The sequence below is a fragment of the Paludibacter jiangxiensis genome, assembly GCF_001618385.1.
Taxonomy (GTDB): domain Bacteria; phylum Bacteroidota; class Bacteroidia; order Bacteroidales; family Paludibacteraceae; genus Microbacter; species Microbacter jiangxiensis.
This window is the reverse complement of sequence record NZ_BDCR01000004.1, coordinates 842,510-863,341: the sequence shown is the minus strand read 5'-3', so window position 1 is coordinate 863,341 and position 20,832 is coordinate 842,510. Positions and strand designations below refer to the sequence as shown.

Annotated in this window: 15 protein-coding genes; 7 read left to right on the top strand and 8 right to left on the bottom strand. The window is 42.7% G+C overall.

Translation table 11 applies throughout. The features are described from left to right. The 7 genes from PJIAN_RS13700 (at position 1) to PJIAN_RS13670 (ending at position 8,442) form a co-directional block, all read left to right on the top strand. Positions 1-1,110, top strand: coding sequence for a glycoside hydrolase family 26 protein (locus PJIAN_RS13700; protein ID WP_068706020.1), 1,110 nt, complete (start codon positions 1-3; stop codon positions 1,108-1,110). A gap of 55 nt (positions 1,111-1,165) precedes the next feature. After that, entirely contained in the window at positions 1,166-2,332 is a 1,167-nt protein-coding gene (locus tag PJIAN_RS13695) for a glycoside hydrolase family 130 protein (RefSeq protein WP_068706018.1), read from the top strand. Positions 2,333-2,479: 147 nt separating this feature from the next. Further along, complete coding sequence (locus PJIAN_RS13690) at positions 2,480-3,697, top strand: glycoside hydrolase family 27 protein (protein ID WP_068706016.1); 1,218 nt, start codon at positions 2,480-2,482, stop codon at positions 3,695-3,697. A 47-nt stretch (positions 3,698-3,744) separates the two neighbouring features. Further along, positions 3,745-5,169 (top strand): MFS transporter, encoded by a 1,425-nt coding sequence (locus PJIAN_RS13685; RefSeq protein ID WP_068706014.1) that lies wholly within the window; start codon positions 3,745-3,747, stop codon positions 5,167-5,169. Positions 5,170-5,174: 5 nt separating this feature from the next. Next, on the top strand, positions 5,175-6,353 hold the full coding sequence (locus PJIAN_RS13680) for an AGE family epimerase/isomerase (RefSeq protein ID WP_068706008.1): 1,179 nt from the start codon (positions 5,175-5,177) through the stop codon (positions 6,351-6,353). 249 nt (positions 6,354-6,602) lie between these two features. Next, positions 6,603-7,952, top strand: a complete 1,350-nt coding sequence (locus PJIAN_RS13675) for a dihydroorotase (RefSeq protein WP_068706006.1) — start codon at positions 6,603-6,605, stop codon at positions 7,950-7,952. Next, positions 7,945-8,442 (top strand): methylated-DNA--[protein]-cysteine S-methyltransferase, encoded by a 498-nt coding sequence (locus PJIAN_RS13670; RefSeq protein ID WP_068706004.1) that lies wholly within the window; start codon positions 7,945-7,947, stop codon positions 8,440-8,442. The genes PJIAN_RS13675 and PJIAN_RS13670 overlap by 8 nt, the downstream gene beginning before the upstream one ends. Before the next feature lie 228 nt (positions 8,443-8,670). Here the strand turns inward: PJIAN_RS13670 and PJIAN_RS13665 are convergent, their stop codons facing one another. The 8 genes from PJIAN_RS13665 to PJIAN_RS13630 all read right to left on the bottom strand — a co-directional run bounded on the left by PJIAN_RS13665 (position 8,671) and on the right by PJIAN_RS13630 (position 20,784). Then, positions 8,671-9,090: a hypothetical protein gene (locus tag PJIAN_RS13665; RefSeq protein ID WP_068706002.1), complete on the bottom strand. Its 420-nt coding sequence runs from the start codon at positions 9,088-9,090 to the stop codon at positions 8,671-8,673. Between the two features lie 24 nt (positions 9,091-9,114). After that, positions 9,115-10,872 (bottom strand): NADH-dependent [FeFe] hydrogenase, group A6, encoded by a 1,758-nt coding sequence (locus tag PJIAN_RS13660; protein ID WP_101750756.1) that lies wholly within the window; start codon positions 10,870-10,872, stop codon positions 9,115-9,117. A gap of 40 nt (positions 10,873-10,912) precedes the next feature. After that, entirely contained in the window at positions 10,913-14,062 is a 3,150-nt protein-coding gene (locus PJIAN_RS13655; protein ID WP_068705997.1) for an NADH-ubiquinone oxidoreductase-F iron-sulfur binding region domain-containing protein, read from the bottom strand. A 57-nt stretch (positions 14,063-14,119) separates the two neighbouring features. Then, the gene (locus PJIAN_RS13650; RefSeq protein ID WP_068705995.1) at positions 14,120-14,650 is read right to left on the bottom strand and encodes an NADH-quinone oxidoreductase subunit NuoE family protein; all 531 of its coding nucleotides are present in this window, start codon (positions 14,648-14,650) and stop codon (positions 14,120-14,122) included. Positions 14,651-14,890: 240 nt separating this feature from the next. Then, positions 14,891-16,231 (bottom strand): metallophosphoesterase family protein, encoded by a 1,341-nt coding sequence (locus tag PJIAN_RS13645; RefSeq protein WP_084252421.1) that lies wholly within the window; start codon positions 16,229-16,231, stop codon positions 14,891-14,893. A 431-nt stretch (positions 16,232-16,662) separates the two neighbouring features. After that, positions 16,663-16,872, bottom strand: coding sequence for a YgaP family membrane protein (locus PJIAN_RS13640; protein ID WP_068705991.1), 210 nt, complete (start codon positions 16,870-16,872; stop codon positions 16,663-16,665). 117 nt (positions 16,873-16,989) lie between these two features. Next, a complete protein-coding gene (locus PJIAN_RS13635; protein WP_068705989.1) occupies positions 16,990-17,781 on the bottom strand; it encodes a GIN domain-containing protein in 792 nt (263 codons plus the stop codon). Positions 17,782-17,976: 195 nt separating this feature from the next. Then, the gene (locus PJIAN_RS13630) at positions 17,977-20,784 is read right to left on the bottom strand and encodes a M16 family metallopeptidase (RefSeq protein ID WP_068705987.1); all 2,808 of its coding nucleotides are present in this window, start codon (positions 20,782-20,784) and stop codon (positions 17,977-17,979) included. Between the last annotated feature and the right edge of the window lie 48 nt (positions 20,785-20,832).

Sequence of the window (20,832 nt, the reverse complement as noted above, 5' to 3'; positions counted from 1 at the left end):
ATGAAAATCCGACTGATTCCTGCAATCCTGAGTATGATGTGTGTGACGATGCCCGCAATGGCTAAATCGGCTACTGTAGACGCTAATGCGACTAAAGCAACAAAAGCCCTGTTTGCTAATCTTAAAAAGATAGCAACCAAAGGGTTTATGTTCGGACATCAGGACGATGCTTTGTACGGAGTCGGTTGGAAATATGATGCCGGACGCTCGGACGTGAAGAGTGTATCCGGAGATTATCCTGCCGTGTTTGGTTGGGAATTGGGCAATATTGAACTTGGACATTTGCATTCTCTTGATTCGGTATGCTTTGATACAATGCGCCTTCGGATTAAGGAGGTTTATAAACGGGGAGGCGTTAATACAATTAGTTGGCACGTCAATAATCCATTGGGCGGAAATGCCTGGAATTGCAATACGACAGAAGCTGTGAAAAGCGTTTTGCCCGGAGGCTCAAAAAACGCATTGTTTCAACAATGGCTAAATCGTCTGGCTGTCTTTCTGAAGAGCCTTAAAGATGATAAAGGAACCTCTATTCCTGTTTTGTTGCGGCCTTATCATGAGCATACGGGAGCTTGGTTTTGGTGGGGAAGTAAACAGTGTACCGTACAGGAATATACAGCTCTTTGGAAGTATACGGTAAATTATTTGATTAAGACAAAGAAGCTTCATAACTTACTTTTTATCTACTCTCCGGCTTCAACACCGGATGCTGCGCATTATTTTGAGCGTTATCCGGGAGACAATATGGTGGATATTTTGGGAGTTGATATTTACCATTATGGAGGAGAGCCGGCAAGAGACAAATTTATTGATGAAGTACATAATACATTGAATTTTATGACAGCTGCCGCAGCTGCAAAGAATAAGGTAGCGGTTTTAAGTGAAACAGGTATAGAGTCACTACCACTAAAAGACTGGTGGACAAATGTGATTTACAAAGCCGTATCCGGAAATCCTATTGCATATATTCTGGTTTGGAGAAATGCATGCGATAAACCCGGTCACTTTTATGCACCTTATCTCGGTCAGGCAAGTGCGGATGATTTTATTCTTTTCAAAAACAAAGAGAATGTTTTTTTTGAAAGCAAGCTGCCATCAATGTATAAGTAAGTTGACATCATAAGAACCATCTAGTCAAATAACACAATAAAAAGAACCATTTAACATGAGCGAATTTCAAGATTCTTTGAACCATTTAAAGCAACAACACGAGTCATTGTTGTCGGGCAAAAACGAACCAATTGGTCATTATGGATTATTACAACGTTATAAAAATCCGGTTTTAACGGCAGATCATACTCCTATCACGTGGCGCTACGACCTGAATCAGAACACCAATCCGTTTTTAATGGAACGGATTATGATGAATGGCGTGTTTAATGCCGGAGCCATAAAATGGAATGGCAAGTATATTGTGGTGGCTCGTGTTGAAGGAGCTGACCGCAAATCTTTTTTTGCAATAGCCGAAAGTCCTAATGGAGTGGATAATTTCCGCTTCTGGGAACGACCAGTAACAATGCCTGAGACAGAAGAACCGGATACGAATATTTATGATATGCGTTTGACGGCTCATGAGGATGGCTGGATTTATGGCGTGTTCTGTAGTGAACGAAAAGATCCGAACGCTCCAGCCGGCGATCTTTCTTCTGCTGTAGCTGCTGCTGCAATTGCCCGTACAAAAGATTTCGAGACATGGGAACGTCTGCCCGATCTTAAATCGAAAAGCCAGCAACGCAATGTGGTGTTACATCCTGAATTTGTAAATGGTAAATATGCTTTTTATACCCGTCCGCAGGATGGTTTCATTGATGCCGGAAGCGGAGGCGGAATTGGTTGGGGACTGGTAGACGATATAGAACACGCCGAAGTTAAGGAAGAAGCTATCATCGATCATCGTTACTATCATACCATCAAAGAACTTAAAAATGGGGAAGGCCCGCATCCCATCAAGACCTCAAAAGGCTGGCTCCATTTGGCGCATGGCGTTAGAGGTTGTGCTGCCGGTTTACGCTATGTTCTATACATGTATATGACCGATCTGGAAGACCCGACCAAACTGATCGCATCTCCGGGTGGTTATTTTATGGCTCCCGAAGGAGAAGAACGTGTGGGAGATGTGTCAAATGTTTTGTTCTCAAATGGTTGGATTGCCGACGAAGATGGAACTGTATTTATCTACTATGCTTCCTCAGACACAAGATTGCATGTGGCTGTTTCTACAGTTGACAGGCTGGTTGACTATTGCTTGAATACGCCGGTTGACGGGCTACGTTCCGCGACTTCCGTAGAAACTATAAATATATTGGTTGATAACAATAGGATTTTAGATTGATTGATGAACGGACATTCTCTGTACATGGGCTAACAACCCGTGTATGGAGCGTGTAACTTTCAATCAGGAATTAGCTGACGCTGAATTTAGCTTCGCTGTTTATAAAATTCATTTCCATTTGTTATTTAGAATCAAAATTATCTTCAAATGAAAATACACACTAAACTTTTATGGTCAGTGCTGTTTTTACTGGTACTGTATCCGTTGCAGGCACAAAAAATTCAGGGATTGGCTAAAACGCCTCCAATGGGATGGAACAGCTGGAATAAATTTGCTTGTGATGTGAGCGAAATAATGATTCGTGAAGAGGCTGATGCTATGGCTGCTTCGGGATTGAAGGAGGCCGGTTATCAATATATTGTAATTGACGATTGCTGGCAGGTGACCAGAGATAGTCTTGGTTTTATTGTTCCCGATCCGCAACGTTTTCCATCCGGCATCAAAGCCTTGGCTGACTATGTTCATTCTAAAGGGCTAAAATTCGGCATCTACTCTTGTGCCGGAGATAAAACCTGTGCCGGTCGTCCTGCTGGTCGGGGACATGAGTATCAGGATGCTTTGATGTATGCAAAATGGGGTGTCGACTATCTGAAATACGACTGGTGCAATACCGGTAAAATGAATGCGGAAGAGGCTTATTCAACCATGCGCGATGCTCTTTTTGCCGCCGGCAGACCAATTGTTTTCAGTTTGTGTGAATGGGGCAACAACAAGCCCTGGTTGTGGGGTGCAGCGGTTGGACATTTGTGGCGCACTACCGGAGATATTTATAATTGTTTCGACTGCAAAAAAAATAATGGTAACTGGTTTGCAAATGGTGTGCTTCAAATACTTGATATGCAAAATGGATTACGTAAATTTGCGGGGCCTGATCACTGGAACGATCCCGATATGCTCGAAGTTGGCAATGGAATGCCGGCAAATGAAGACAGGGCTCACTTTACCATGTGGTGTATACTGGCGGCTCCGTTGATTGCCGGTAACGACTTGCGCAATATGTCGCCTGAAACCAAGGCAATACTCACTAACAAAGAGGCAATTGCCATCAATCAGGATACACTTGGTATTCAGGGATTCAAATTTGTTTCGAAAGATAGCGTGGAAACCTGGATGAAACCACTTTGCGGAGGTAAATGGGCTGTTTGTGTGCTAAACCGTTCTAAATCATACCGTTCGGTTGACCTAGACTGGAAATTCATGTCCGTGACGGACTCTCTTAGCCAGCGTGAATTCAACACATCTAAAGAGATATTCAAAATAAAAGATATTTGGCAAAACAAAGAGGGTGGTGATACCCGCAAACCCTTAAAAGCGGTGATACCGGCTCACGATGTTTTGTGCCTGAAATTGTACAGAAAAGAATAACCTTAGAGAGATTCCCTGTTGGAACCTCTTTCTTATTAACCGTTACCATGATAAAACTGAAAGAAAAAATCGGCTATGGCTTTGGAGATGCAGCCTCCTCTATGTTCTGGAAAATATTCGGAATGTACTCTTTGTTTTTTTATACCGATGTGTTTGGTATAACAGCAAAAGCAGCGGGAACCATGTTTTTGGTTGCACGTCTGTGGGATTCATTTTTTGATGTCTTTGTAGGTATAAAAGCCGACCGAACGAAATCTCGTTGGGGTAAATATCGTCCTTTCTTATTGTGGTTTGCCATCCCTTTTGCAGTGATGGGAATGATTACATTTTTTGCTCCTGATTTCGGGCAAACTGCCAAGCTGATTTACGCTTATGTTACCTATTCATTGATGATGATTGTTTATTCGCTCATCAATGTGCCTTATGCTTCGTTGCTTGGCGCCATATCAGCTGATCCTACCGAAAGAAATTCTCTCTCCTCCTATCGTATGTCGTTCGCGTTTATCGGAAGTTTCGTGACATTTATGCTGTTGCAGCCGATGATCGATTTCTTTGCGAAAACATTTGACCCACAAAGCCTCGAAAATGCAAAACATGCAGTGGATGCTACCGTTAGCACTTCGCCTGTCGGCTGGGTAATGGGTGTAGGTGCAATTGGTGCTATATGTGTTGTTTTATTCCTTTTGTGTTTTAGCTGGACGAAAGAACGTGTAGTACAAATCGAGAGCGAAGAGCATGTTTCCATCAAGCAGGATTTGAAAAATTTGTTCCATAATTCTCCATGGTGGATTTTGGTTGGAACAGGACTTGCAGCTTTGTTGTTCAATGCAATACGTGATAGTGTCGCTATTTACTTCTTTAGAGATTATGTAAAAATGAACTACCGTGTTGAGGCTACCGGATGGGATATGACTACCATTTATTTCTTAGTTGGTCAGGCCGCTAATCTCTTAGGTGTAATGGTAGCGCCGTCTCTCTCGGCAAAATATGGGAAAAAGAGGACGTATATGATCTCTATTTTGCTGGCAGGTATCTTTAGTGTCGGATTCTACTTTATACCTAATAGTATAGGACTTATCCTGACGTTCCAGTTTATTATTTCCATGTTTGCCGGTTATGTTTTGCCATTGCTATGGTCAATGTTTGCCGATATCGTCGATCATCAGGAATTGCTTACCGGACGTCGTGCAACGGGCTTGATTTTCTCTTCATCGTCGATGTCTCAAAAGTTGGGCTGGGCTTTAGGCTCTGCTCTTGGCGGATGGATTCTGGCTCTGTTTAATTACGTTCCGAATGCAGCACAACAAAGCAGTCAGACCATTTTTGGAGAGCATATTATGATTAGTCTTATTCCTTCTATTTGTTGTGTGCTGGCATTTGTAGGTATGTTGTTTTATCCTCTTTCCGACAAAAAAGTGAAAGAAAATGCTGAATTGCTTAATCAGAAAAGAGGTCTTTCTGCAGAAAAATAAAATCAATGGAAGAGATTGCCAAACAAGAATTTGTTGACGAGTTGTGCCTGAATATCCTGCCGTTTTGGATAAACAACGTTATCGATGCTGATAACGGAGGTTTTATCGGTAGGGTATCAGGAAATGGAGATAAACATACAGATGCTCCGAAAGGAGCTATTCTGAATGCCCGTATTTTATGGACATTCTCCGCAGCATACCGTTTGTTCAACAAACCGGAATATCTGGAGACGGCTACGCGTGCAAAAGAATATCTGTTGACTTATTTCTGGGACAATGAGCAGGGTGGAATCTTTTGGCAATTGGCGGCCGATGGCACTCCGTTGGATAAAAAGAAACAAATATATGCCCAGGGCTTTGCTATTTACGGACTAAGCGAATATGCCCGTGCAACCGGCGATAGCGATGCTTTGGAAAAAGCTGTCGAATTATATCAGCTTATTGAGAAATATAGCTTTGATCAGAACCTGAACGGTTATCAGGAAGCATTTACCGGAGAATGGGGTGAAATTGCAGATGTGCGTTTGAGCGATAAAGATGCAAATGAGAAAAAAACAATGAATACTCATTTGCATATTTTGGAACCATATACCAATCTTTACCGAATTTGGCCTACTGCCGAACTGAAAAACAGTTTGCGGAATCTGATCGAACTATTTTTGGACAAAATACTGGCACCTTCCGGCCATTTACAGCTCTTTTTTGATGAACAGTGGCATAACAAGCAAAATATTTTTTCTTACGGTCACGATATCGAGGCATCCTGGTTACTTTATGAAGCAGCTGTGGTTCTCGGAGAAACGGATCTGACAGACAGGGTAATTGCTGTTATACCAGCCATTGTGAAAGCTGCGTCCGAAGGACTTCAGCCGGATGGGAGCCTTATATATGAAAAGAATCTGGTAACGGGACATGTCGATTCTGATCGTCACTGGTGGGTGCAGGCCGAAGCTGTTGTGGGCTTCTGGTACGCCTATCGGCTGTACGGCAGAGAGGAATATCTCGAAAAAGCGAAGGCCTGCTGGAGTTACATAAAAAACAATCTGGTTGATAGGAACAACGGTGAGTGGTATTGGAGTATAAAAGCGGATGGCAGCATTAATACTTCGGATGATAAAGCCGGTTTCTGGAAGTGTCCGTATCACAATGGACGGATGTGCATGGAAATGATTGAGGCCTTGTGAGATTTTAGGATTAAGTGGTGTGATAAAGTTTTTACAGGTGGGTTTTACGTATAACGTCTGACGTTTTTAACAATGCACAAAAAAACTTTCAATTTTTGATGAAAATGGTATTGTTCGCCATAAGTTTTTTGTAATTTTGTCACACATCCTTCTGTTTTAGGAACAGATGTTCATTATTAACCTTTAATTAAGTAATATACGCCATATTTGCGCGTTAATATTACTCATTCTCTTCGAAACGGAACAAAAATGAGCCAAAAAGGAATCTTAGTTCACAACGCTAAAATTTTTACCGAAAAAAATACCTTCAGAGGATCCCTTCGGATTGAAGGTGAGTTTATTGCAGAAATATTTAAGGGAGAAGTGCCGGAAAGCATTTTGCAAAACAATACTGTAATAGATGCTTCAGATTTATGGCTGTTGCCTGGTGTAATTGATACTCATGTACATTTCAGGGAGCCGGGGTTGACTCAGAAAGCTGATTTATACACAGAATCCAAAGCGGCTGTAGCCGGCGGTGTGACGTCATTTTTCGATATGCCCAATACGGTGCCTCAAACAACAACTTTGGCATTGTGGGACGAAAAGAACCGGTTGGCTTCGGAAAAATCTCTGGCGAACTACGCCTTTTATCTTGGTGCTACCAACGAAAACAGAGAGCAAATCAAAAATGCAGATCCAAAGCGGATTCCGGGTATTAAAGTCTTTCTCGGGGCTTCAACCGGTAATATGCAGGTGGATGATAAAGAATTTTTGCAGTGGTTGTTTGCCGAATCACCTTTGATGCTGATGGCTCATTGCGAAGATATGGGCACTATTCAGCGCAATATTGATACATACAAAGCCCAGTTTGGCGAAAATATTCCAATTCCGAACCACCATCTTATCCGTTCCGGCGAAGCCTGCTACAAGTCGACAGCCGCAGCTGTGGAGATGGCTTTGAAATACAAGACCCGTCTGCATATTGCACATGTAAGCACAGCACATGAACTGGCATTGTTTGAGGCAAAGCCATTAGCCGAAAAACAGATTACTGCCGAAGGTTGCGTGCATTATTTTTGGTTTGATAATCGTGATTACGAAACACGGGGAGCCCGGGTTAAATGTAATCCTGCTATAAAAACAGAGGCTGATAAAAAGGCACTCATTCAGGCGCTTACAACTAATAAGCTGGATACTGTTGCGACAGACCATGCACCTCATTTGCTGTCCGATAAAGAAGGCGATTGTTTGCAGGCTGCTTCGGGTATTCCTTTGATTCAGCACTCATTGCCGGCCATGCTCGAAATGGCACGAAATGGCCATTTTACGGTGGAAAAAGCGCTCGAAAAGATGTGCTATGCACCGGCAACTTTGTTTAAGATACAAAAAAGAGGATTTGTCCGTAAAGGTTATTATGCTGACCTGGTATTGGTAAATCCCAATTATCCCTGGACCGTAGATTCAGGAAATGTTCTTTCTAAATGCGGATGGTCTCCTTTCGAAGGTCAGGAGTTTCATGCCCGCATTACACACACGTTTGTAAATGGAAAGCTAGTATACAACAACGGGGATTTCGATGAATCCCATAAAGGAAAAGAATTGCTATTCAATGGTTGAAACAAGCTGCATTCGATTAATTAATACGCCTGTAGGAACCTTGCGCATTAAGGGCAATGCCGAGGCTGTAACGGCTGTGGAGTTCGACGATAAGCATGAATATTATGTGGAAGGCGAACTAACCAAACCGGTGGAAATGTGCATACATCAATTGCACGAGTATTTTCGGGGAACTCTGACGGCATTTTCAGTGCCTGTTCAGATGGAAGGTACCAAATTTCAGCAAAAGGTTTGGGATTCACTGATGGATATTCCTTTCGCAGAACAGGTCAGTTACGGAAAAATTGCTGAAGAGATTGGCACTCCAAATGGTCAGAGAGCTGTTGGAAATGCGAATAATCACAATCCGATAGCCATAGTTGTTCCCTGCCATCGTGTGATAGGAGCAGACGGAAAGTTGGTCGGTTATGCCGGTGGCATATGGCGCAAAGCCTGGCTGTTGGAGCATGAAGCTAAAATTGCAGGAAAAGAATCTCTTTCTCTGTTGTAATAAAAAATTTCTGATATATCACCTAATAGACTTTCATAGCGCCTGAAAGTCATAACTTTGAGTTTTGTCCGACCTTTCAGGTCGTGTAGATTGAAGTTGTGTTCACCCGCAGGTCACAGACCCGCGGTTATGAAAATGGGGCTTTTCAAGCCATTAGGCAGAATATCAGATAATAATAGTAAAAAACAAACGGGAGGCATAAAATCTATCATTTTATGTCTCCCGTTTTTATTCTTTCTCAATCCTGACGGAGGCATAATAATTGTCATAGTTATAATTCACGGATCCGGGATACGGAAGAAGTTCGAGTAAGGTTACTTTATATCCTTGTGAAGATATGACTTTGGGTTCTAATGTCGTATTCAACGTCAATATACTTGGATTTCCATTAATAAACAACGTAAAAGTGACGGCTCCGTTTCCTGCCCATACACACATGGCGTTGATGGGGCAACGCGAATCCGACACCGCGTCCATCCGTAACCTCACGTAGCCGGTTTTGTCTTGCAAAGTCTCCTTTATACGAATAGAGACAGTCTGCCCGGACACAATTGTTTTGCTAAATGTTGTATCGGCATCATTGTTACAAGCTGTAAATACCAGGGCAGTTAGTAATAGCCATATTGATGTCTTCAGATTTTTCCGCATTTGTATAATGATCTTGTTATACTCTCAATTTTTTCTTTCTATATATTTCGTGTGCAACAGGCGATGTGATTTTTCTCCTAATGGTTCGAGCAGAAACTCTTTGTAAAGATAATGAATTTCAGGGTTTTCGTGCGATTTGCGTATTCCTTTATGAGCATCTTCATAATAAATTGATTCTGCGCGCATCTTACGGATCTCAGTGTTGGTAGGAATGGGTTGCCCTCCACCTCCCAAGCATCCACCCGGACAAGTCATCACTTCGATAAACGTATAAGGTGATGTGCCGTTTTCAATCTCGTCAAGCAGTTTTCGTGCATTTTTTAACGTGTGAGCTACCGCCACTTTGATTTTTGTTCCGTCAAGATCTACTTCGGCTTCTTTTATTCCATTCAATCCACGAACAGCGTTAAAATCTATGTTGGCGAGTGTTTTTCCGGTGTAAACTTCGTAAGCCGTCCGAAGTGCAGCTTCCATCACGCCTCCGGTTGTGCCGAATATAACAGCGGCTCCGGTTGATTCTCCCAGTGGACTGTCAAAATTCTCTTCGGGCAGATGTGCGAATTCGATGCCGGTTTCTTTGAACATTCGTGCTAATTCGCGGGTCGTAAGTACGTGATCCACGTCGTAGAAATGATCAGCGTCAGATAAATTCATTTTGGCTTGCCAGTAATGAAACGCGCTATCCATCTCGGGGCGGCGAGCTTCAAATTTCTTGGCTGTGCAGGGCATCACTGATACTACAATAATATTCCGGGGATCGAGGCCTGTTTTTTCGGCATAATATGTTTTGGCTACTGCTCCGAACATTTGTTGCGGTGATTTGCAGGTAGAAAGGTGAGGCAGTGATTTGGGATAAAAATGCTCGATGAATTTGATCCATCCCGGCGAACAGGAGGTAATCATTGGCAATACACCTCCGGTTTTAATCCGTTTTATCAATTCGTGACCTTCTTCAATGATGGTCAGATCGGCCGTAAAATTGGTGTCGAATACCTTTGAAAATCCGAGTTTACGAAGCCCGGCAACCATTTGCCTCGTTACGAGACTGCCATAAGGCATTCCCATGGCTTCTCCAATTCCAACCCGGATGGCAGGTGCAGTTTGTACCAAAACTATTTTTTCGTGATTATGCAAATCTTTCCATACAGCATCAATAGAGCTTTTCTCGGTGATGGCTCCTGTGGGGCAAACCAGCGCACATTGTCCGCAGCTGGTGCAAGCCACCACACCCAGTCCCAGGTCCATAAAAGTTGCCACTTTACTTTTTGATCCACGTCCTGAAAAATCAATGGCCTGTACGGATTGAACTTCACGGCATACCGCGATACAACGACCACATAGAATGCACTTTTCGGGGTCACGCACTAACGAAGCGGAAGTTTCGTCTTTCGGTAAAATTTCTTTACGCGTACGAACAAAACGCATGCCGTGCATTCCCAGATCAAATGTCAGTTGTTGTAATTCGCAATTTTCATTACGATCGCAAATCAGGCAATCCTGAGGATGGTTGGCTAAGAGCAATTCCAGATTCATGCGACGAGCATCCATTACCCGTTGGCTGTTCGTGACGATTTCCATTCCTTCGGTTATCTGTGTAATGCACGATCTCAGCAACGAGCGCGCCCCTTTTACTTCAACAACACAAATGCCGCAAGATGCATTGCTTGAGACATCTTTCAGATAACAAAGCGAAGGAATATCAATTCCTGCAATTGCGCAGGCATCCATGATGGTTAATCCATCCTGTACGTCAATTGTCTGACCGTTTATCGTGATTTGCATAATCGTGAGATTTCAAAATTTCAAAAATTCGCTTACAGCTTTATTGTTTGGTATCCTCGCATTTAATGTCGCAACGCAGGCAACGGTTCGCTTCGTTGTGCGCTTGTTCGCCGGTGAGACCGGAGGCTACTTCGTGGAAATTGCCGGTTCGTTCTTTTACAGAAAGCCGGAAAGGTTTGTTTTTGGTCGATGGTTTCGGATTCGTCGGTATAATATTGCGATAGTCAAACCGGCGGAACAGCTTGTAAAATCGCCGTTCGTGCATTAAGTCAAAATCGATGATTTCTGCGGCTTTCTTCGCCATCCCCATTGCTTCGGCAGCCGTGGAAGGTCCCGTCACGGCATCACCACCGGCATACACTTTCGGACGGGAGGTGTGGAATGAAAACTGATCGGCAATAACTCTCCCGTCTTTTGTCGTGGAGAGTAACTCTGAGGATAATGATGCTGTATCCACCCGTTCTCCTACGGCAAGAATGATGGAGTCGCATGGAATTTCTTCATATTGGCCCGTCGGTAGAGGTTTTCGCCTGCCTGAAGTATCAATGTGTCCGATACTCATCAGTTCAACTTTCAACGCTTTAGCGCGATTGTTTTTGTCGGTGATGATCTCGTGTGGAGCCGCCAGAAAACGGTAAGTGATATGTTCAGCTTCCGACTCCATGATTTCGTCTTTGTTGGCAGGCATATCGTCTTTTTCGCGCCGGTAGACCACAGTCACATCTTTTCCAAGTCGCCAAATGCTGCGAGCTGCATCGATGGCAACATTGCCTGCCCCGATAATGACGACGTGTTGTCCGAGCTTTGGGATTTTGCCCAAAGCGAGCTCTTTCAAAACTTCCGTTCCGGCAAATACGCCTTTCGCATGTTCTCCGGGAATGTTCAGATCAATGTCTTTCCATGCTCCAATGGCAAGATATATTGCATCGTTTTCATTGTCCAGATCTGATAACCGGATGTCCGTCCCAAGCCGGGTATTAAAGACAAACTGTACTCCCAGTCTTTTGATAAACTGAACTTCTTTCTGAAGGACAGACTTTGGTAAACGATATTGAGGTATGCCAAACCGGACTACGCCACCAGCTTCTGAAAGAGCATCGTAAATCGTTACGGAATGCCCCAGCCGTACAAGATAGTATGCCGCAGTCAATCCTGCCGGTCCGGCTCCGATAATCGCGATTTTCTTTCCTGTAGAAGGTAGTTTTTCTTTGATCAGTTTTTTGTATATTTCATTCTCTTTCCCAAGTTTATACATCGTATCGGCCAGATAGCGGTGAATTTCACCCTGCGAAACCGGTTCGTCGATCATTTCGCGGCGGCAGCGCATCTGGCAATGGAAATGGCAAATGCGTCCGATGGTTCCCGGAATAGGATTGTCGCGCAAGGTTAGCTCAAACGCGTCTTCTATCCGGTCTTCTTTCATCAGTTCAATATAGCCGGGAATATTCATGTGCAGCGGGCAACTGTTTTCGCACAATGCCATATAAAGCGCTTCACAGGCTCCGGCGTGACAACGTTTTTCGCGGATATGTTCTTCGTATTCGTTACGGAAGTATTTCAGTGTTGTTAAAATGGGATTGGGTGCGGTTTGTCCCAATGCACAGATGGATGTATCCCTGATGGTTTGGCTTAACTGTTCCAGTAAAGTGAGATCTTCATGCGTGCCTTCTCCTTTTGTGATCTTAGTGAGAATAGCCAGTGCCTGTGCTAACCCTTCACGACAGGGCGTGCATTTGCCACACGATTCTGCGGAATTGAATTCCAGAAAATAGCGTGCCACATCAACCATACAATTGTCCTGATCCATCACAACCATTCCGCCCGAGCCCATTATTGCACCCAGGCTGGCTAACGATTCATAATCTACCGGTGTTGAAAAATATTCCAATGGAATACAACCTCCCGACGGACCACCGGTTTGTACGGCCTTGACCCGTTTGGAGGTGCCGGTTCCTTCTCCTATGTTGAAAACAAATTGTTCGATGGTTGACCCAAGTGGCAGTTCTACCAGTCCTGTGTTTTTTACTTTCCCAACAAGTGAAAAAACTTTTGTGCCCGAGCTTTTCTCTGTGCCTGTTTGCTTGAACCATTCGCTCCCTTTTTCGATGATGACCGGTATGTTGCACCAGGTCTCCACGTTGTTGATATTGGTGGGTTTGCCGTAAAGTCCTTTTTGTGCAGGGTAGGGCGGACGTGGCATTGGCCTGCCGGCTTTCCCTTCAATCGAAGCTATCAGGGCGGTCTCTTCTCCACAGACAAATGCACCGGCACCTTCTACAACTTCCAGATTGAAAGAAAAGTTAGTTCCTAAAATGTTGTTGCCTAAAAGTTTCATGGCTGTGGCTTGCTCGATAGCCGCTTTCAGGCGTTTAACAGCAAGAGGATATTCAGCCCTTACATAAGCAATGCCTTCGGATGCTCCCATGGCGTAGGCGCCTATCAGCATCCCTTCTATCAGCATGTGCGGGTCGCTCTCAATTTCGTTTCGATTCATATAAGCGCCCGGATCACCTTCGTCGGCATTGCAAATAATGTATTTCTGATCGGCTTGTGCTTTTTGCATAATCGACCATTTTGTGCCGGTTGGAAATCCTGCACCACCACGTCCCCGAAGCCTGGATGCAAGTACTTCATCAACAACATCCGTAGGCTGCATGTTTGTTAAAACCTTGGCCAAAGCGCGATAGCCTCCGATGGCAATATAATCGAGTATTTTTTCGGGATCAATGAGCCCCGTGTGACGAAGGACAATTTTTGTTTGCCCTTTGAAAAAAGGAGTCTCATTCCAATGCGGAATGTCGGTGTAATCGGTGCCGAATTTCACTTCCGATGTTAGAAAATCCCATTCGTCAATGCGGCAAAGAATCTTTTTGAGATAGACTTTGTTTTTTATTAAACTGTCGATTATATGCGATGCATCCTTCTCATCCACCTTGCTGTAAACCAAAAGAGGTCTATTAGGTTGATAAAGCATAACTAAGGGTTCTCCGGCACAAAAACCAAAACAGCCGGTTTGTTTTAGCTGGCAATTTACACCAGTGTCTGCAATGGTTTTTTGCAACCGATTGAAAACCAAATCGGCTCCATTGCCGATGCCGCAAGTTCCCATTCCGACCATTATCATCGGTTGTTCGGGCAGAATGCGATGCCGGTTGTTTTGTCTTATGTTGTCAAGATCAGAAGGTGTCATGGCTTATAGGTTTAATATGAAAGACAAGCAAAACGAAAATAAGGCTACCGCAAGCGATTATTTATCGCCGGACGTTTTAATTGAAGATTTGATCTTGTTCAGTATTTTGGCCAGCTTCTGAGAATTTACATTGCTGTGAATGATGCCATCAATAGCAATGACGGGAGAGAGAGCACACTGTCCGAAACAAGCGACCGTCTTGATCGTAAACTCATTGTCGGGTGTTGTGAAGTTCGATTCGGAAGCATTTGCCTCCCGATGTATTCCCAATAGCGGACAAATTTCGTCCAGTAGTGCTTTCGATCCTTTTGTGTGGCAGGCGGTGCCCCGGCAGACAACGATAGAATGACGCCCCTGAGGCATAAGATTGAAAAACGAATAGAAGGTTACAACACTGTATACCTGAGAATAGGCGATATTTAGTTTTTGTGCAATTGATAAGAGTGTTTCACCCGGAAGATATTTCTGCGGATGCATCTCTTGCGCTTCTTCCAGAACTGACAGTAGCATCCCCGGTTTCCCCAGATGCTTCCCGATAATAGCGTCCAGTTCGGCTTCTGCGATGATGAATGGCGTGACTTTTTCCATGGTGTTTATCTTATTTGAGAGGTTGTGCGGATACGGAGAAATATAAAGAGAATCAGCTGTATAAAGAATGTTTAATTGATTCTTTACACAACAAATATACTATAATTGAGTGCGTTTTTTACATTCATCAACATTTTTTTTAGCTGTGGGAAATAGGATACATGTTGTACTTAAAATGAAAAAATGAGAGCCCGTTGGAGCTCTCATTTTGTGGCTGATTAGTTAAGTGAAAAATGGCTTTCAATAAGCTGATCCCGTTTCCAAATCCAGCGTCACGGTATTGTCCGGTGTATTGATGTCAGTCCAGAATGAACCGAGAATACCGCTTAATTGGCCGGAAGGATCTAATGCATTTAATGTTGCCGTTTGAGTGGCTAAATCGCTTGTGGGCGATTCATCACCCATGCAATGCGCCATAAATCCGGCTCTGTACCAGGGCGCGAATTGGGTTGCATACGACGATGGAACTCCTTTCGCCATGGTAAGTAGGTAAGCAAAATAGCCATCGAGATGGGCAGACAGAAACGCTTTGGCATAAGTGTCAAAGGTCATCCCCATTACAGAAGGCATTAAATCTGTTGTTGTTTGAGGGGTGAACGAATATTTATTTCCCTTGATTGTAAGCATCCTGTAAGTACATGGATAGTTCAGGGTAGAGCCTGTTTCTACATCAAAAATAAATTTACCATTGTGCTCTCGTTTCGTAATGTCATTGGCGTGATAATGACCTGTAAAGATGATTTTTAATCCGGCTTCCATCAATTCATTAGCGACAGTTTCTGAATTATTGACAACATATCCGGTATCGATAACCGATTGTCCGTAATAATGTTCGATGAGGTTATGGTGCATCATGCCGATAACGGTTTTTCCTTTTCGCTTGGCATCGTTCATGCGTTCTTTTATCCAGGCCATTGTTTCGTTTTTGATAATGCCTCCAATGGTACTTTTCAATTTGTTGTTGTAATATTCGTTGGCGTCAATGGCTATAACCCAAAGGTCTTTAATGGGTTCATTGACATAGCTCAACGAGTTCGGGTCTTTGGATAAAGAATTGGCAAATCCGAAGTTGGGATAAATGGAGCGAATTTTATTTGCCGGAACATTTTCTGCAGGGTATACTTTATCTCCATCAAATTTTGCTGCCTCAGGGTTGTTTACATCGTGATTGCCAACGGTAACCAACACTTTTATGCCGTGGGAAACAAGGCGTTGCAACTGTCGGGAAACAAACTCGTGACTTATCAGTTCTCCGTCTTTCGTGAGATCGCCGGCCACTAATACGAGATCAGGTTTTTGTGCAATGAGTTTGCTAATTGTAGCTTCCAGAATTTGGGCACTATATTCCAGAAGCTTGGGATCCTGAGCAAGATAATTTTGGAATGCAGTTCCATCGTTGATCAAAAGCGACGGGTGCATAACATGAATGTCGGAAAGAATTGCGATTCTTGCACCATCACTTATTTTCGCGCTGCTGAGTGATGCGATTGATCCATTATTGTATGTCAGGGTCATATTATCCTGACAAGCAATAAGCAATCCGATCAGTAAGATAGATATGGCATGGAATAATGATTTCATAACGAAGAATTTGAAAGGTTAATATGTTGAACCTTTTTCTGTTATGGATAAGAAAATACTCAGATTAAAAGGTTCGCTTTCTAAAATATAACCTTTGTGCTTTGGCGTTGTGGTGCAGTTATTCCCTTCAATATGGAATCAAAGAAGATTTCCAAAGTGGTGAGATAAAAGTGGTGGTTCCATGTGGTTGATTTTTTCCATGTAACACAGGCTGATTAATGGTTTTTAGTCTGAACTTTTGCCCGTCTTTGATGGAATTTTAATACTATATGGTGCAAATATACTGCGTAAAAAGGCTAATTATCAGAGTATTGAAAAAGCAATGAGGTTAATCCTTTCAGAGTTGCTTCGGTGAAAATATAAAAAAGGCGACATTCGTAAAATACGGAATGTCGCCTTGATTGAGGATCAGATATGTTGTTTGAGAGTATTTACTCTTCTTTTTGTTTGTTGGTATTCCATCCAAATGGAAGATAGAGTGGGCAAAATCCAAGAAAAGTAGTGATAACCAACAATACAGCAACTATCAGCAAAATGTCTCCCAATGTGCCGGTGACCACATTGTTAATGTCGAGTATTACAATGACAAAAGCGATTGCCAACCGGATTCCTTTGTCTAAAGTGCCCATATTCTTTTTCATAATAAAGTGTTTAAAATGAATATCTTTGGGACATCTGAATACAAAGTAAATACACAAATCAGCTTTTTGTAATTGTTGCTGTTATTTTCTTGGTTTTTGGATAAACAGAAAGATCGTTTAATGTTTGTGTGTTTTGCTTACTCCATTGTCATCCAGTTTTTTAATGACACAAGCTCCATAAACGTCTAAACGTCCGACACCCGAGTTGTCGATGTAAATTTCTTTGCTGGCATTTACATCCGTGCTGCCAACTGCGCTGTTCACAATATGCAGAACCTGAGTGGTAAAGTTTTGCGCGTCGAAGCTGCCAACACCCGAATTGTCGATATGAGCATCGTCGCAATTTCCGGTAAGCAGAGTCTTTCCAACTGCACTATTAGTAAAAGCCAATATGTTGCAGTCAAGGAATAAGTTGGTTTTGCCAACTGAACTATTGTTGATGATGATTTTCTTTGCCTTAATTTTCAAGTCATTATTCCCTACGGAACTGTTGCTGAAACTGAAGGTGTCTGCGGTTAAAGAGCCATCATTCGTCAATTTTCCTACAGAGCTGTTGTTGATTGAAGTGATTCCTTTGGTGTAGATATAAACTGTTCCGGCAGAATGTGACCCGATATTGACGTTTTCTTTCATCCGGACGTTCAACGTGCTGTCCGAATTAGAAACCAGAACATATTGCTGGAGGTTGTCGTCTGTTTCTACTACTACTTTTTCGTCATTACCCGGAATAATTACGGCATCGAAAACAAGGGAGATTTCTACTTTGTTGAAGCCTTTAGCCGGATGTTCAACCCGGATTACTTTTCCGGAACCGTTTTGACGGTTGATGTAGGTGCACGAACTGATTACTAATCCTGTTAAAATCAGGATAGAGAAGGTTACTTTGCTAATCATCGAATGCGTTTTCATTGTTATCTCTTTTTAGTGTTAATCGTTACAGAGAACAAAAGTAGCCTGTAACTTGATTTGTTTTTCTTATTAGACGTATGCAGTATGCCATTTGGATGATAAAGGTACAAATAAAAGATACTTTTTTTCAAAAAAAGAAAGGCCTTATCAGATAATCAATTTTCTGATAAGGCCTTTGGCAGTTTCGGTAGGTATTTACTGCTTTGGTCGCATTACTACCTGAAGAATATTTTTCTTGTCGGTAAGCTGCTTCGCAAGTTGTTTGATAGTAGTTGCTGAGATATTGTTAAGTGCTTTGTCGAAATTGTTAACTAAGTCAATATCTGAAAAATAATAATGGTTCATTGTGCTTAACCACCATCCGTTTTCTTCAACATTTTCTTTGTGTTGCTTGTTCATGTTTTCTTTCACTTTCTGAACATCTTCTTCTTTGGGGCCGTCTTTTGCAATATCCTCGAGTTCTTTATAGATGAGTCCGATCATTTTATCTTCTTTTGAGGGATCGGTGTCAAATTGCATGAAAAGAGAAACTGTAGGCACCGGTATTTTACCGATGCTACCTTTCACGCCAACTCCATACGATCCACCTTCATCTTCACGGATAGAGGCAACATAGCGGATGTCGAGTATGCTTCCTAAAGCCTGAGCCAGTAGTGAGTTGTTGAGATTATACTCTATCTTGTCATTATACAACACAAAATTCGACGCTTTGGGAGTCTTCATCGCATGATCGAAAGACAGATTAATAGTACCTTGCGGATAACGAATGTCGCGGTCTTTCCATGTTTCCAGTTGTTTAGATGTTTTTAATCCGCCTAAATAGGTAAGAATAACGGGTTTTACTTTCTCTAAGTCTAAACTTCCGGCCAGGAAGAAAGTGAAATTTGCAGGATTGGCAAAACGTTCTTTATAAAGTTGCATCACATCGTCATGGTTTACTTTGTCAAGAGCCTTTAAGTTAAACAGAAATTTACGTGGCGATTTGCAATAAAGCGCAGTGGTGACCGTGTCGCTGAATGCCTGATCCGGATCGTTTGCGGCATTGATCAGACTTGTGCGCACGTTGTTGACAAAGGAACTGTAGCCGTCCGTGTCCTTGCGCGGAGCTGTAAAATAGAGGTAGAGCAGTTGCATCATCGTTTGGAAATCTTTTACGGAAGACGATCCGCTAAAGCTTTCCTGATAATCGGAAATGTTAGGCGAAACTCCGGCTACTTTGCCCGACAACAGCTTGTTTAACTCAGTTTTCGAGAATTCGCCTAATCCACTATTTGCAATAACGTTGTCTGCGATGGATGCTGAGGGTAGCTTTTCGGCATTATCTACCAGCGACAATCCGCCGTATGCGATTCCCAGTAACCTGATTTCGTCCTGTTTTAGTTTTGTGGGTTTCAGTACCACTTTGATGCCGTTATTTAATGTCCATTCTTCGGCGTCAAGAGCCTTGTTATGAGTCACTTTTCGAATATTTCCAGGCTTAGGAGGATTAGCTACCAGTGGTTTGTTAATAGTTTCCTCTTTATTCGCTACAATGTCAGATTGTTTGACACTGTTCCACATGCTGATAATGTCTTTATCCGCTAGCAGATTAGCTTTTTCGTTTTCAGGGCCTTGTTCGGTAAACAGAAGGTTCTTGTCGGAAATGTATTTCTTCACTTGTTGGTTAACCATTTCCAGCGTGAGCTTGGGCATCAAAAGTTGCAGCGTCTTGTATTCCCATTCAATACCGGGAATCGGTTCAAGATTCAGAAAATTATTGACGTATTCACGCACGTACGACGAAGAGTTTTGCTTGTCTCTGTTGTTGTATGCTTGTTCAATCTGTTTCAGGATGTCCGCCTTGGCTCTTTCATATTCATCCGAATTGAAACCGTATCGTTTTGTCTTTTCTATTTCATTAAATAACAACGAGATGGCATCTTTAAGTTTGCCGTTACGGGGTACCATGTAGTAAAGAAATGCGTCTTTGGTTTTCACCAGATCGCCATATTGAGATACTGCATAAGCGATGGGAGCATCAGCTTTCTGAGCTATTTCCTGAAAACGAGTGTTCTGCATCCTACTTATCAACGAATTGACAATGTCGGTGACGTAGCCGATGGATGTTTTCTTGGCGTCATCTGATAATGGTGTTTGTTTGAATTGAACCATGAACCCTATATTTGAAGCTTCCGGATCTGTGATCCTTGCTACAATGGGTAAATCGTTGTCAGGAACCGTATAAAGAATACGTTCTGCCGGATTAACCGCTTTGGGAATGGCATTGAAAAGTTCTTTGATCTGTGCCTCGGTCTTGTCTACGTTAATATCGCCAACAACAATGATGGCCTGAAGATCGGGGCGATACCATTTTTTGTAATAGTCGCGTAATGTATTGTACGAAAAGTGGTTGATTACGGCCGTATCGCCAATTACATCCCGCTTGGCATATTGCGATCCTGCAAAGAGAATGGAATTCCCGGCTTTCCACATACGGCGGTCGGCGTTGGCTCCTGTTCTCCATTCTTCACGAATAACACCACGTTCCTTGTCGATCTCCTTGCCGTCAAGTGAAATGAAATTGGACCAGTCGTGAAGCACCAAAAGAGAGCTGTCAATCACACCCTGAAGGGTTGTCGGGACATTGGATAAATTATAGACAGTTTCATCAAGAGAGGTATAGGCATTGATGTTCTCTCCGAATTTCACACCGTTTTTCTCCAGAAAATTGATTAATTGCTTGTCAGGAAAATTCTTCGTGCCATTAAAAGCCATGTGCTCAAGAAAGTGAGCCAATCCGTTTTGGGAATCTTCTTCTAGGATAGCTCCAACTTTCTGGACGATATAAAAGTCAGCCCTGTCTTTAGGCTTTTCATTGTGTCGAATATAATAGGTTAATCCGTTATCAAGATGCCCGATTCTGACTTGAGAATCAATGGGGAGCTGGCTGCTTTGCTGGGCAAAGCCATTGCTCCATAGCGTGGTAAGCAGGAACAGGCAAAACAATGAGACGTATTTTTTCATATTAAATTTTTTCTTTTAAGGGTGTGATGTGTTTAGATTATTGGAAAA

What these genes read in the sequence shown, in the direction of transcription:
- PJIAN_RS13700 (WP_068706020.1), top strand. Translation starts at nt 1, where the DNA reads ATGAAAATCCGACTGATTCCTGCAATCCTGAGTATGATGTGTGTGACG.
- PJIAN_RS13695 (WP_068706018.1), top strand. Translation starts at nt 1,166, where the DNA reads ATGAGCGAATTTCAAGATTCTTTGAACCATTTAAAGCAACAACACGAG.
- PJIAN_RS13690 (WP_068706016.1), top strand. Translation starts at nt 2,480, where the DNA reads ATGAAAATACACACTAAACTTTTATGGTCAGTGCTGTTTTTACTGGTA.
- PJIAN_RS13685 (WP_068706014.1), top strand. Translation starts at nt 3,745, where the DNA reads ATGATAAAACTGAAAGAAAAAATCGGCTATGGCTTTGGAGATGCAGCC.
- PJIAN_RS13680 (WP_068706008.1), top strand. Translation starts at nt 5,175, where the DNA reads ATGGAAGAGATTGCCAAACAAGAATTTGTTGACGAGTTGTGCCTGAAT.
- PJIAN_RS13675 (WP_068706006.1), top strand. Translation starts at nt 6,603, where the DNA reads ATGAGCCAAAAAGGAATCTTAGTTCACAACGCTAAAATTTTTACCGAA.
- PJIAN_RS13670 (WP_068706004.1), top strand. Translation starts at nt 7,945, where the DNA reads ATGGTTGAAACAAGCTGCATTCGATTAATTAATACGCCTGTAGGAACC.
- PJIAN_RS13665 (WP_068706002.1), bottom strand. Translation starts at nt 9,090, where the DNA reads ATGCGGAAAAATCTGAAGACATCAATATGGCTATTACTAACTGCCCTG.
- PJIAN_RS13660 (WP_101750756.1), bottom strand. Translation starts at nt 10,872, where the DNA reads ATGCAAATCACGATAAACGGTCAGACAATTGACGTACAGGATGGATTA.
- PJIAN_RS13655 (WP_068705997.1), bottom strand. Translation starts at nt 14,062, where the DNA reads ATGACACCTTCTGATCTTGACAACATAAGACAAAACAACCGGCATCGC.
- PJIAN_RS13650 (WP_068705995.1), bottom strand. Translation starts at nt 14,650, where the DNA reads ATGGAAAAAGTCACGCCATTCATCATCGCAGAAGCCGAACTGGACGCT.
- PJIAN_RS13645 (WP_084252421.1), bottom strand. Translation starts at nt 16,231, where the DNA reads ATGAAATCATTATTCCATGCCATATCTATCTTACTGATCGGATTGCTT.
- PJIAN_RS13640 (WP_068705991.1), bottom strand. Translation starts at nt 16,872, where the DNA reads ATGAAAAAGAATATGGGCACTTTAGACAAAGGAATCCGGTTGGCAATC.
- PJIAN_RS13635 (WP_068705989.1), bottom strand. Translation starts at nt 17,781, where the DNA reads ATGAAAACGCATTCGATGATTAGCAAAGTAACCTTCTCTATCCTGATT.
- PJIAN_RS13630 (WP_068705987.1), bottom strand. Translation starts at nt 20,784, where the DNA reads ATGAAAAAATACGTCTCATTGTTTTGCCTGTTCCTGCTTACCACGCTA.